This is a genomic window from Nocardia spongicola, from assembly GCF_047200775.1.
GTDB lineage: Bacteria > Actinomycetota > Actinomycetes > Mycobacteriales > Mycobacteriaceae > Nocardia.
The window spans coordinates 23,009-35,820 of sequence record NZ_JBJZOO010000026.1 but is presented as its reverse complement, the minus strand read 5'-3'; the positions used below and the strand labels follow the sequence as shown (position 1 = coordinate 35,820).

11 protein-coding genes are annotated in these 12,812 nt (G+C 62.2%); 6 read left to right on the top strand and 5 right to left on the bottom strand.

Going from position 1 to position 12,812, the window contains the following annotated elements; genetic code table 11:
• Positions 1 to 120: 120 nt before the first annotated feature.
• The 5 genes from ACL02S_RS23415 to ACL02S_RS23395 all read right to left on the bottom strand — a co-directional run bounded on the left by ACL02S_RS23415 (position 121) and on the right by ACL02S_RS23395 (position 5,379).
• On the bottom strand, positions 121 to 1,329 hold the full coding sequence (locus tag ACL02S_RS23415) for a hypothetical protein (protein WP_412804652.1): 1,209 nt from the start codon (positions 1,327 to 1,329) through the stop codon (positions 121 to 123).
• Between the two features lie 63 nt (positions 1,330 to 1,392).
• Positions 1,393 to 1,833 carry a hypothetical protein gene (locus ACL02S_RS23410; protein ID WP_412804651.1) on the bottom strand — a complete coding sequence of 147 codons (441 nt, stop codon included), beginning with the start codon at positions 1,831 to 1,833 and terminating at the stop codon, positions 1,393 to 1,395.
• A gap of 518 nt (positions 1,834 to 2,351) precedes the next feature.
• Positions 2,352 to 4,160, bottom strand: a complete 1,809-nt coding sequence (locus ACL02S_RS23405; protein WP_412804650.1) for a zeta toxin family protein — start codon at positions 4,158 to 4,160, stop codon at positions 2,352 to 2,354.
• Positions 4,157 to 4,393, bottom strand: a complete 237-nt coding sequence (locus ACL02S_RS23400) for a hypothetical protein (protein ID WP_412804649.1) — start codon at positions 4,391 to 4,393, stop codon at positions 4,157 to 4,159. The genes ACL02S_RS23405 and ACL02S_RS23400 overlap by 4 nt, the downstream gene beginning before the upstream one ends.
• A 263-nt stretch (positions 4,394 to 4,656) precedes the next feature.
• Entirely contained in the window at positions 4,657 to 5,379 is a 723-nt protein-coding gene (locus tag ACL02S_RS23395; RefSeq protein WP_412804653.1) for a helix-turn-helix domain-containing protein, read from the bottom strand.
• 1,148 nt (positions 5,380 to 6,527) lie between these two features.
• Here ACL02S_RS23395 and ACL02S_RS23390 point away from each other — a divergent pair.
• From ACL02S_RS23390 to ACL02S_RS23365, 6 genes are all read left to right on the top strand, one after another.
• Positions 6,528 to 7,712, top strand: coding sequence for a lipase family protein (locus ACL02S_RS23390; protein WP_412804648.1), 1,185 nt, complete (start codon positions 6,528 to 6,530; stop codon positions 7,710 to 7,712).
• Between the two features lie 198 nt (positions 7,713 to 7,910).
• Positions 7,911 to 9,074, top strand: a complete 1,164-nt coding sequence (locus ACL02S_RS23385; RefSeq protein ID WP_412804647.1) for a hypothetical protein — start codon at positions 7,911 to 7,913, stop codon at positions 9,072 to 9,074.
• 3 nt (positions 9,075 to 9,077) lie between these two features.
• Positions 9,078 to 9,920, top strand: coding sequence for a hypothetical protein (locus ACL02S_RS23380; protein WP_412804646.1), 843 nt, complete (start codon positions 9,078 to 9,080; stop codon positions 9,918 to 9,920).
• A complete protein-coding gene (locus ACL02S_RS23375; RefSeq protein WP_412804645.1) occupies positions 9,917 to 10,636 on the top strand; it encodes a DUF8176 domain-containing protein in 720 nt (239 codons plus the stop codon). Before ACL02S_RS23380 ends, ACL02S_RS23375 begins: the two co-directional genes overlap by 4 nt.
• Position 10,637: 1 nt before the next feature.
• Complete coding sequence (locus tag ACL02S_RS23370) at positions 10,638 to 12,113, top strand: cutinase family protein (RefSeq protein WP_412804644.1); 1,476 nt, start codon at positions 10,638 to 10,640, stop codon at positions 12,111 to 12,113.
• 55 nt (positions 12,114 to 12,168) lie between these two features.
• Positions 12,169 to 12,807 carry a DUF6668 family protein gene (locus ACL02S_RS23365; RefSeq protein ID WP_412804643.1) on the top strand — a complete coding sequence of 213 codons (639 nt, stop codon included), beginning with the start codon at positions 12,169 to 12,171 and terminating at the stop codon, positions 12,805 to 12,807.
• Positions 12,808 to 12,812 lie beyond the last annotated feature (5 nt).

Here is a 12,812-nt window from a genome sequence, read left to right as displayed (position 1 = left end):
GCTAGGCAGTGTGTCGACAGTTTTGCCGACGACTGGGGTGTGAGGTTCTCCAAACGGGAGAGTTGATGTGGACCTCTCCGGTGGACTGATGGACCTGGGATTCTGCACGGTTCCGCAGTTTCAGACGCCAGCTGTAGCAGCAGCACCGTCATCGACCATCAGGTTGGGAGACGGGACGTGTATGGCATGTCCGGCAGTCTCAGTGTCGCTGGGTTGTGCCGTAAAGCCATTCGATCGGGCCATCGCGGCTGCCGCGAGCGCCGCATCCTCGATATCCTCGATCAGGTCAGTGGGTTCAGGTCCGGTGTGGAGAGTCGGTCGCTGTTTTTCCCACTGCTCGTAGCTGAGTTCGTCGAGTTGCATCAAATCGCGTGGGTTGTCGGTGAACTCGACGTTCCGGAGGCGGTCTTCGATGATCTTGATGCCGATGCGAAGAGCGCGATCCTCTACTTCCGGTGGTGCGCCGGTAATACGCTGATTCAGGTCGCTGAACAGGCGACTGGGGTATTGTTCGCTAGCTGCCTGCTCAGGCAAGCATGCCAGCCAATCGACTACCTGTTCATGGTCGAACTCGCTGTTGCTTTCGGCAGATTCAGAGCGGGTCTCATCCAGGTTGTCAGCGCTCTCCACAGTCAGTTCTTCGTCTTCGATGTCGATGTCGATGTCGGTGTTGGTGTGTTTGCCGGTGACGCGCGCGGCGAGCTCGGCGCCAGCGGTTCGTAGTTGCGACCAGCCTGTCTGCATGTGCTGGCGCAACTGGTCGAGTTGATGTCGTAGAACGGCACGTCGAAGATCGAGATCGATCGGGAATACAGGGCGTCCGAGGTCGCGATCGAAGTGCAACAACATCAGTGCTCGTTTACGTTCTGACTCGTTGAGCCCCTGAATGGTCTCGATCTTGTTTTTGACTTCGGCACGCTTGTCTTCGACTTCGGCGCGCTGCTCGACGAGATGTTCTGGGAGATTCGCTGGCTGTAGATCCTGTTGTTCGGTCGTGACATTGGCTTGTGTGCCACTCTGCTGTTGCCAGTCGCGCTCAGCAGTCTTGTACTCGCCGGCCATCGCCCACAATTCATCGAACAAACTCTCGATCACTGAGCGGGCGGCTGCGCGCTCGACGGCCAAAGCGCGCTGGTGGCGGCGTAACGCACGACTGAACTCCTTCCGATGTTCTTGCTGCTTCTTCCGTACTTCAGCAGGACCGGCGTCTGGATTCGCGGCCTTCCACTCGTTGTATTCCGCGAGGATGGCGTGTAATTGGCGTTCGCTTTCACCGGAAAGCGCAGGGACCGAGGTCTGTGTGACAGGAGAGTCAGTGGTAGCGGCCATGGCGGGGTCCTCGTGGGTTGTGTTGGAGAGGAGTGGGGTAGAAGGTTCGGGGTTGTTACACGGCTAGATCCCGACACCAGGTGATGCCTCCGCAGCTGGAGACAGATCGGCAGCTGGCGTGGGTGCGTCGTTTGTGATCAGGCCTGGATGGCGGGTGGATGTGCTCGGACGAGCCAGGGCCGCAGCCGCAACACCGGATTCGAAACGGATAGGCGCGGTAGGCGGATCGTGTTCGGGTGTACCGCGTAGGTATGGTCGCGCGTCTTTCCACATATCGAATTGGTATGGTTGTTTGACGAGTCCGACCGGATCCCGTTCAAATCTGATGCCTTTCATAGCGTCCTCGACTACTGCCTCTACCACAACACGTGCGCGTTCAGCCTCGCCTGATTCGAGTGCGCCGAGGTCGAGGGCATCGTTGATCCTGGCTGCTGTAGGCGAGGCCCCGATCGCACGGATTTCGGTATAGGCGGTTTCGGGTAGCGTGTCCAGCCAACGCCTCATCTGCCATTCACTGGGCCGTGGATGTGTTGGGCTGGGTATCTTACGGACCGGCTCGGGCCTGACTCGTTGCTCGGTGTCTGTGCGGGTGAACAAACTTGCGACTGCGGCTCGCATGCGTTGCCAAACTGATGGTTGCGGTGGGAACAGTGGTTCCTCGCGGGTGGGAGCGCGTTGTAGCGCCTCCAGCAGCCGGTCACGGTCCCGGTCGTTGATCACATTGACATGTGCGATTCCGAATTGGAGTTGGGCATAACGCTGGGATAACCCGTTCTGGACAATCGGTGTGAGTCCGCCAGGGCTTGCTTCGGCTCGTCTGAACTCGCCTCGGAAGTCGACGATCAACTTGGCGTAGTACCTCCAGGCAGCGTCGGCGATGCCCTCGGCTGACCACTCGGGTTGGAGCGTATTCCAGTATGTGGGATCGGGGTCTCTGGCTGACTGTCGGACAGCTCTCCAGGCGGGATCGGTGTGAGTGATGTCGGTGGGTTCGGCCATGACGGTGGATCCTTTCGCGAGAGTTAGGGACCTGAATGTCCGAGCTCGTCGACATCGGGTTCGGGACTTGATGGGGGAGGGGGGAAGTCGTGCTCGTCGAAGTCTTCGGGTGGGGTGCGGGGGTCGGTTCGGTGTTCGTCGTCGGTGCCATAAGCGGCGACCCGCAGGTTTTCGATCCCAGTCGTGGATTCTGTGAGGTCTGTGGTGAATACTCTTGCTGGACCCCTGATTTCGAGGAATACGTCGACGTATCCCGCCGGTAGATCCGATAGTGCGTGCTGCTCACCGCGGTGGTAGGCGTGGGCAAGATCCCCGATCCGGGGCCGCGGGCGCGGCAGCAGCACTTCACAGATCCGGTGGGGAAGAATTTTGCGGTAGATATCGTTGCGAGCCCGGTCGGCCGGGTCATACGGATCGGTCAGGAAACCCACTGAGGCTCGATACGTCGGGTGTGTGTTACCGAGCTCGGGCAACGCCAGTTCCGGGGCGGTCGCTTTGGTGACAGTGATGTCGGATTCGGGCAGACCGTATGCGCGGAGCGCCGCCACTACCCCTCGAATACGTTCTTCCACGGTCAGCGGGTTGCGCTCCGGTGCGCCGTGGCGCTGACGTTCGGCATAGAAGTCGAGCAACTCGTCCGGCGGAATGACCGGGGGACGGGATGTCTCGTCGATTACCGCGAGTTCGACGTGGGTGAACTGTTCCATCAGGCGGGTGATAGCGTGCATGTCTGCTGTGGTGAGCAGCTGAAAGTAGTCGAACAGTACGACTTCGTGGATTATCCCCAACCGTGCAGCGGCGCCGGGATGATATTTCGGATAGGGCAGTCTCGCGCCGGTGAGGACGTTCTGGGCATCGTCACGGACTTGGATGAGTGTGGCCGCCCACTCCGGGCGCATGCGCTTACTCAGCCATTTGTAGTGCTGTTCGAAGGCGACGCTGTCGGGATAGCTGAGGGGTTGTTTGCGCACTAATTCGTCGAGGACGACACGGGTCGGTAGCCGACGGGCTTCGTGTTCGCGGTGGTAGCTGTAGTCGCCCCATTCGCCGGTGGCGATCCGGGTCTTACGGGCTACCGCACCGGGCAGGTGGTTGAACTCGGTGAATGCAGTCGGGTTGGTCTGTCCGTTGTTCTCGTGGATCGGGATTGCTTCACGGCGGTAGATACTGATCACGTGGAGCCGTGGATCGGCATCGAACCAGTCCGCCACAGTGAGCATGTGATCGTATCCACGATCATGGCCGATCGTGTTAGGTGCTGGTAGCTGTGTGAGACCGGAGTTCTCGTAATATTTTTGATGGGTGATAAGGCAAGTGAGCAGGCTTTCGGCGCGGGGGGTGCCCATCAGACCTGCTTCGTTGCGGTAAGGCTCCAACCCTTCGGGGGAGGTGGCGAACGGTTCCACGATCGTGTCGAGATCGCTGGGGTGCTCGATATCGGCGACGACGATCACGTTCACTCGCCGTCGCGCGGCCTCGGTGAGGATCTTGTGGGTCCATCCTGCTTCTCTGACCGCGCTGGCTACCTTCTGGCGGGCGCCCTCAGGACCGCGGGCCTGCTGCGACAGTGAAAAATAGTCGCGGTGGTATCGGTGGAGCAGGGTGGTGTCGATGACCGCGGTGGTTGGGCGGGTTCTGCTGTTTTCCGAGGTTTTGATTTCTGTGGCCGCTGCTTGGTGTCCGGCCCCGGGCTGCCCGGTCAGCAACAGCATGGTCGGGCGTTCTTGGCTGGGTAATCCGGTCAGTAGCGGCAGCAGTTGGTGGCGATAGACGCGGTTGATCTCCTCCTTGCTGAGGACGTAGCGAGCCAGCGACGGTTCGGGATGAGTCACAGCGAAACCAGCCTGGCTAAGGTGGCGGCGTCGACCATATGCACTCGAGCTATGGCCGCCTTGTCGCTTGGAGTCAGGTTGTTGAGCTGCTGTGTCCACTGGTCGAGCTGGCGGGCCCAATGTGCATCGTTGGCCGCGCGCGGTATCGCGTAGCCGATGAGTGTCGACAGAATATGTTGGGCTGCTTCGAAATAGGCGACCGCACCGATGTCGATCCGATCGCGTTCGGTCATATTTTCCTCCGAGTCCTGTCGCGGTGGCTAAGAGCCATCAGCTGCGAGCAGCGCACGATGTGGCATTGCGTGGGTCACCAGAACCTGATGTGTCAGCGGCGAGCGGGAAAGGCCACCGCGACATCGGGTTCTGCAGTCCAGCGTCGAGGATCCGGATGTATCGAGGGGATGGGACCACACAGGAGGTGTGGACCAAGCCGTGGCCACATGTGGTTACCACGACCCGAATCATGTTGTGGTCTCAGCAACAATGCCGGGGAATGTCAGGAGGGGGTGAGCATCAGCAAGTCCCAGTTGTTGCGCGGTGAGGTGCGATAGGAATTGGCGATGTAGGAGATCCATCGGGTTCGTGACGGATGCAGCATGGTCAGATCGTTGTTGTGGATGTCGGCACTGCTGACATCGGTTTCCCACATCTGCTGGAATTCACCGGCGCGGCTGCAAGAGCTGACCACCGCATCGAGATAGTCATGTGCCACAACACCGGGGGAGAGTATCTGCATCGCATTGACCATCACATGGGCATGACGTAGCCATTCCCGCATGATCTGACGGGACAGCCGTGACAGCATCATCCACTCGATGATGTTGGTTGGTCGCGCCGCGGCCGCCGAAGCTGGTACCAGGCCGGGGAACTGGCGCCGGAATGCGGCGTTAGCAGCGATGAGGTCGAAGGTGGGCAGTCGTCGGTAGCAGGCCGGGAACGGCAGCAGTTCCAGGTGGCGCAGCTCCGATACAGTGGGTTCGGGAAGCTGTGCTCCTGAGCCGAGCTGCAGCTGCAGCTCGAACAAAGCAGGCTGGGACAAGCTGATGATTTTCTCCCGGTACCAGTCGTTGGCATCCAATGCTTGGAACCAGAATTTCAATTTGTCCAACGTCGGCATCCGCTCGCCGCTTTCCCACTTCTCCAAGGTCGAAGACGTCACATATGCGCGGGGAGCCAGCCTGTCTCGTGAGATACTCGAACGCTCGCGACATTGCCGCATCGTCTGGCCCAGAAGTTGCATTCTTTGTGGCAATGCCACGGTCGCAGTACTATCCCCCGGCACGAGATGTTCCCCTTTCCCTGACCCATGCGACATGGACGTCACGAACCAGTTCCGGTGCCCTGGAAGAGTTCCCTGACTTTCCGTTGCTTGGCGATGCCGATCGGACCGGGGTCAGCGATCAGAATTGGAACACAAACGCCTCAGAGAATCCAGGCAAGCAGCGAAACCCTCACGCCGCGAAAACGCTCTGAAGTGCGAGTTCATAAATTCTTGTGCACAAGGTGTGCAGTAATCCGATCGCATCGCTGCGTGAACTTGCACAAGGTGTGAACAGTTCTACTGTTCCGTTCATCAGGTGTGGATCGGTGCTAATCTTGCATCGATGTGTTCTCCCCCCCTGGAACGCATCGATCACGACCCGCAATAAATCCGCCCTGATCCAGCGGTAGCTGGTCCTGATTCCCCGAAATGTGGCCGTGACGAAGGTTCTTCGTCACGGCCACAGCCGTTTCTGCACTGCTTCAGCTACTGGGTGTAGACACCTCCGCATTCGATGTCCCACTAGCTGTGTGGAACTGGAGTCCGCTGCAGCTGAGGTCCGATGAAACTGCTATCCGATGTCCCCGGACCGCGTCGCCGATGCCGCAGTCCGGAGACATCCGGAGAAATCGTGGGAAACAGATCAGATCAGATTCGGATATGGGGGAGACGAGCATGCCCGGTGGTGTTATCGACCGACCGTCGCTGCCATCAGCAGCCGTCGAACCTGTTGCTTCGGCTGTGATCGGTCCTTTCTGCGACTGCTCCGCGATTCCCTCGATGTTCATGCCGGCTTCCAACAGTTCGGCCGGACGCGGGGCTGACCAGGACGGTGTGCGTTCGGCATACCGCATAAGAAAGGAATGACATCCTCATGGCCGGAATTCTGAGCCTGCTTGACGCCGGATCCTCGATCGCTGCCAATGCGAGTGTGGCGATCGGCAACCTCGTGAACACTGTGCTCAGTTTGCTGCCGCGCTGAGTACATCGGGTGGCTGGTCCAGCGCCGCCCCAGTGTCCTGGGCCAGCCACCCGCCGGTTCACCGCTCGATCGCCGCGCCCGGTGCGTTTCCGCGCCGCTCAACCTTCTCAATTGGACGAACCCTGTGAAACTGCAACGTTTTCTGTTCAGCGCGGCGGCACTGGCTTGTGTCGGTGCCCTGACCTGCAACAACAGCGCAATCGCCTCTGCGGATCCGGTGATGCCGGTTGCATTGGCTGACGAGTTCTACACTCCACCCGCGGACCTGCAGTCGGCAGCACCGGGTGATGTTCTGCGCAGTCGCCCGATGCCGCCGATCTTCGCTGTCGCAGCCAGCGTCACCCAACTGCAATTTCGCTCCGCCGACGCCCATGGCCGTCCGATCCCCGCGGTGGCCACCGTGCTCACTCCACCTCTCACCCGTCCAGACGCACCGATATTCGTGTGGGACCATGCCACCAACAGCCTCGGCTTGCAGTGCGCGCCCTCGCAAGCAATGTGGTCACCGGACCCCGATGTCGTGATGCGCGAAACTCCTGCGCTCAACCCGCTCCTGGCTATGGGGTGGACGGTGATCATCCCCGACCACCTCGGTCCCCGCTCTGCCTACGGAGCGGCCCGCATGGGCGGACAGATCACCCTCGACGCGGCGCGCGCAGCTACACGGTTCGCTCCGCTGCAGCTGGGAAACAGCCCGATCGGCTTGGCCGGGTACTCCGGTGGAGGAATGAGCGCTGCCTTCGCTGCGGCGATGGCACCCACCTATGCACCCGAACTGCGCATTGTCGGTGCTGCGCTCGGCGGGGTTCCCGCGTCCATCGAAACAATGGCAAACGCATTGTGGCACAACAGGCATCCGGCTTTCGGCATTGCCGCCGCAGTCGCTGTCGGCCTGTCACGAGAATATCCCGACGACTTGCCGATCACCGACTACACCAACGTCGCAGGACAGCATTTCCTGGACACGATCGGCAACGCATGCATCAACAAGATCTTGCGCGAAGGTTTCGGGCACTCGGTAGACGACTTCGCTGCCGACGACAGCCTCTTCTTCGCACAAAGCACCAGAGAAGTGATGCGCGACAACAGTATTCAAAACTATCTCGGTGCGCCGACTGTACCTGTCTATGAATGGCACTCACCGGTCGATGCGCTACTGCCATTGCCCGAGCTGGACGCCACGATGGCGAACTGGCGTGCCCAGGGCACCCCGGTGACCCAGGTGGCCGTCCCTGCACCAGATCACCTCAGCGCAGCGGTCCTCGGCTTGCCCGGTGCGGTGCAGTGGATGTCCGGATTGCTCAGGTGAGGAAGGTCGTTGAGCATCGACAACCGCGGTCCGCAGACCACCATCAACCCTTCCGCCAGTCAGGCCTCTGAGGCAGCGCCGATGACACTCTCTCGCATTTCGAAAGCCAGTTTTCCGTACCAACGCCCACACTCCTGTGCCGATGCGGTGATCGCTATCGCACCACCTCGACTGGAGGAAGCGAAGAAGGAGACACCTGTGCCCAACAAACCCACCACTCGCCGACGTCGTTTCGCGGTGCTCGCGGCCGCATCGGTCATCCCGGTGGCCGTCGCAGCCGGACCTGCTGTGGCGGCCGAATCACCGCAGCCTGGAGTCACACCACAGGCAACTCCAGGTCAACCTGGCGTCACTCCTGACGACGACGGTGGCCAGCAGCCCGGAGTCACACCGGCACCACCGCCCCCACCACCACCTGCACCATTGCCGCCGGACGCCGGAACCGGCCTGGCCAATGCGATCGTCGATCCTCCGCCGCCTCGCAGCGACCGACCGATGCCTGACTTCTGGCCGGACAAACGGCCCGCACCCGCCGCACCCGTCATCGACACCGACACCGACACCGACGATCACCCCACCGAACCTCCACCCCCTGAACCACCCCGCGAAGTGATGCTGCATCTGGGAGCAGACAGCCACCCGCGACCGGATTGGGCACCGCCGTCGCTGGTCGAGGAATGGAACAAATGGAACGACTACGGGGTCTACCAACTCGCGCTCGCTGGTGACGCAGCAGGGTTACCTCGTGACAAGGCTGACCGGCAGGCTGCAGTCACCGCCGGCGGCGCGGTAGCCGGCGGCATCGCCGGTGCTGACGTTGGCGGCATCCTCGGCGCACTGCCCGCCTGCTTCGGCGGGATGGTCATCGGAGGTATCGCGGGTGCCCTCATCACAGGAATCCCGACTGGAGGAGCGGCGGCACCGTTCGGCGCAACAGTGGGCTTCCCCATCGGATGCATGGTCGGCGGCGTCGTTGTCGGTACCCCTGCAGTCATTGCCGGTGCCGCTATCGGAGCAGGTATCGGTGGCGCGGTCGCGGCGGCGGGCGCATCGGGTAACAGCGACAATCCGGCCCCGCCTCCGGAGGTCCTTCAGCCTCTCATGCCTCCGGCTCCTGTGCCTCCACCCCCAGTCGAACCCGTCGCCTCGATCGCGTTCGACTCCGCAGCGGCGGTCGTAACAGCGCCGAGTGCCCAAGCGCCGAGTGTCCAACAGGATATCGCCGCCCCATTGCCGGATCCGCACGTCCCTGCACCTTCACCGGTGGAGGCCTTCGTCTCGACCGTGGTCACCACCGCGCAGGCGATGTGGGCTCAGCTCACCGCTCCGCCCGCTCCGCAGAACCTGTTCGAGCAGAGGTAACTGATGCGCGCAGACGGTGACTGGTTCGTCGCGGGCATGCACGCAACCACAGTGCCCCACACCGGATCGATCATGTATCTGGTGCGCACTCCGCCTGCGCCGGTACCTGCTGTGCTGGTCGTCGGTGCGTGTGGCGGCAGCGGAACGACCGTCACCACTCTCGGAGTGGCCTCGGCGCTCGCGGCAGCACTGCAAGTGGTCGCTGTGGACGCCACCGTCGCCGGTGGAGATCTCGCGATCCGCGGAGCCGATCACCGTCTGGCCGCTTCCCCCGTCCAAGCCTGGCTGGCCAGTTCAGCCTCAACCAACTCTGCACCTTTGACCGATGTACTCTCACTGGCATCCTCGGGAGCCCGGCTGTTGTGGCGAGACCCCAGTCCATTGCCGCATCGTGCCACCTCGGCAACCATCTGTGATCGACTCGTCACCGCAGGTATGGCCACCGTGGTCGACGGTGGCAGCAGTGTCGCCGCCCGATATCTGCGCCCTTTGCTCGACCAGCCCGATACACGGCTGGTACTGACCATTCCGGCCCGTCATGACGCGACGAATCGGTTGCGTTGGACGCTGCAGCACCTCGATGCCGAATTCGGCGGGGAGTTCATCGGCTCATCGGTGCTAGTAGTCAGCCACCAGCAGCCGAACTCCCCGCCGGTCGCCGAAGCATTGGGCAGTCTCTACAGAGACTGGGTGCGTGCGGTCTGTGACGTGCCGTTCGACCCACACCTGGCCGACGGCCACGTCATCACCCACACCTGTCTCCAAGCCGATACGCGTCACGCCTACAGAGATCTGGCAGCGATTGTGCTGCCAGAAATCTTCACAACTACGTCGGGGTCGACATGAGCGACGACTGGTTCGACGAAATTTCCACCGAGACCTCCGCTGCGGCGACGCCGTCGTTGTCGGTGGTGTCGCAACATGAGCAGGGCGACCAAGATTGGTTCGACACCAACCCTGAGTCTGTCGCACCACAACCGGGAACGGGTCACCTTCCCGCAGCCAGCCCCCGGCGGCTGCCCCGCCGTCCCCCACGCGCCCTGATCGTGACCGGTGTGCTTGCTGTGACCGGAGTTGTTGTGGTCTGCGCGGCGATACTGATGAAACCTGCCGGTTCGACGCCACCGAGCGTCGCCGAGCCCACACTCTCCGCCGTGCCGACTGCCGTGTCGACGACTGCGGCGAAGTCGTGGTGCGCAGAAATCGGTGTTGGGCAACCGGTCTCGGAGACATCGACAGAACCAGGGCTGGCTGCGATCGCAGCGTTCGAGAAGGCCTATTACGTCGACCGCGACGCTATCACCGCCCGCCTGCATGTCGCCGCCGACGCCCGTGTCGGTGGCATCGACGAACTCAGAGCCGGGATCGACACCATCCCTGAAGGCACCACCCACTGCGTGCTGGCTACTGCCGTGCAACCAGACATGTGGTCGGTTGAGCTGTACGCGCGTCAACCCGACGGACCACTGAACCACTACTCCCAAACGATCACCACCATCGCTGCTCCGGAAGCCCCGAAAGGGGCACTGATCACGGCGATTCTCCCGAGAGGAAAAAACTGACATGGCTCCCCGGACCTTGCTGTGCATCCTTTCGGTCACCACAGCGGTGCTGACCGCGACCGCCACCGCCGCCTTCGCCGCCCCCGAACCCGCCCCCGAACCCGAATGCGCCGGGCTGCATCTGCTCATCGCCAACGGTATCGGCGAAGCCGCGCCGCACACACTCCCAGACCAAGACACAGGGTTCGGTGCCTCGATCGCGGTACCGGCACAACTGGCTGCCAACCGTGACGAACCGTTACTGAGCCGGTCCTATCTGGCCTACGGAGCCAGCGACCCCTACGCCCAGTCAGTTGCCTCGGGCACTACCAACGCGACAACCTTTCTGGCCGATCAGGTCGAACGCTGCCCCAACCAGAGGGTCTTCCTCGTCGGTATCCAGCAAGGCGCCCAGGTGATGTCGACACTGGCCAGTGATATCGGGACAGGCAGGGGACCTCTTCCTGCCGACCGCGTCGCCGGAGTCGCCCTCTTCTCCGATCCCGGCCGCACTGCGGGTGCACCGATCTTCCTCGGCGGGCGCAGCAGTCCGGGACAGTTACCGGGTGTCACAAAAAGTAGTGTGGCTCAAAAGATCCGGATCAACGCCGCCGCTCCCGCTGATGGGGGAGGGCTCTCTGTCTCAGCGACTCCCCGCAGCTATGGGTCTTTGTCGGCACGAGTCGCCTCATTCTGCGTCCACGGTGATCTGTCCTGTGACATCCCCGAAGATGCGGCCCTGGCGCGAGTTGTCGCGGGGATCGGTGCGCGGACCGTCCAAAATGGCTCCGATCCGATCGGTGTATTGACCAGCGTGGTCAGTTCCATCAGCCAGTCGGTGCTCTACACCGGAGCCAGCTTCGTCAACGACCACCTCGGCGCGACCTCGAGCGGGCAGCTGCAGATCAATGCCTCCGGGCCGACGATCACCGATCGGCTGGTGCAATCAGCGAACCCGAACCTCAAACCCGACGACATCGTCACTCAGGCATTGAAGGCCGTCACCAAGATCGCAGGCATGGGGATCGGCGCCGCGATCGCCATCGGCCGTGACGTACTCTCACCTGCCGGTATCGCCGAGATCGGCACAGCGCTCATCGCTGGCCCCGAGGCAGCGCTCGGTGTACTGGCCACCAAACTCGGTGGCGCAGTACTCAAGCTGATCCCTCCAGTGGCTGTGGGTCAGGTCGCCAAACTCGCATTCAATGAACTGACTCAAGGGTTGATCGACAACGCCGGGCTCGTACGCATGGCGTTGGATACCAGCTACTGGCAGAACGTGCGCACCACCGGCTACACCACCGTACCGGTGGGGGCGAGCGGGCAGAGCGCGGTGCAACTGGTTGCGGATTGGGTCACCACCGCAGCCGAGGACATCGCCGGAGTATCTGCCGCGGCCGAGCAAAAAGCCGACACCACCAAACCCGGTCCACTGGCCACCGTCCCCGGCCAGGAGGTGCTGTCGGCTTCGGAAATCCTTTCTGGTCAAACGAATTGATCCGAACAACCGCATGCCCGGTGAACACGATGGTTTCACCACAGAAAGGATCGCCATGGCGGCGTTGCCGATAGCGCGCGGCACACCCACAACCAGGCCTGTAGCACCGGCCGGGTTGAAGGTGCCCGCACCCGAGGAGCAGGCACCGGTATGGGACTACGCACTATCGACAGCCACCCCTCCTCCGGCGATGTGGCTGCTGGGCGCACACGGTGGGGCAGGAGTCAGCACGTTGGCACACACATGGGCTCCGGCTGCGGACGCACAGCGAGGCTGGCCGTCTGCGGACCGTCACCCCAACGTAGTGGTGGTCGCCCGCACCCACCGGATCGGTCTCAATGCCGCGCACATCCTGCTACGACAAGCTGCGGCCGGTCTCATCGGTGAATGCATGCTGCTGGGCTTGGTCACCATCACCGATCACAACGGTCACTTACCCGCCACCCTGCGCCGCCACCTGGCGTTGGTGGAAGAACTCGCTCCCGCGGCTTGGCGCATCCCATTCCTGCCGATCTACCGGTGTCTGAACATCGAGCAGATGCCGCAGTGGTCTCCGCGCATCGAACCCACCGAGCCGCAGCGTCGCTTCTCCCGCACCGACCCCACCACAACTGTCCATCCAGACCTCACCGAGATCGGGCGCGCTGTCTTCGACACCGCCCGCACCGCAGCAAACAGTCGAAAGCAGAGGTAAACCGC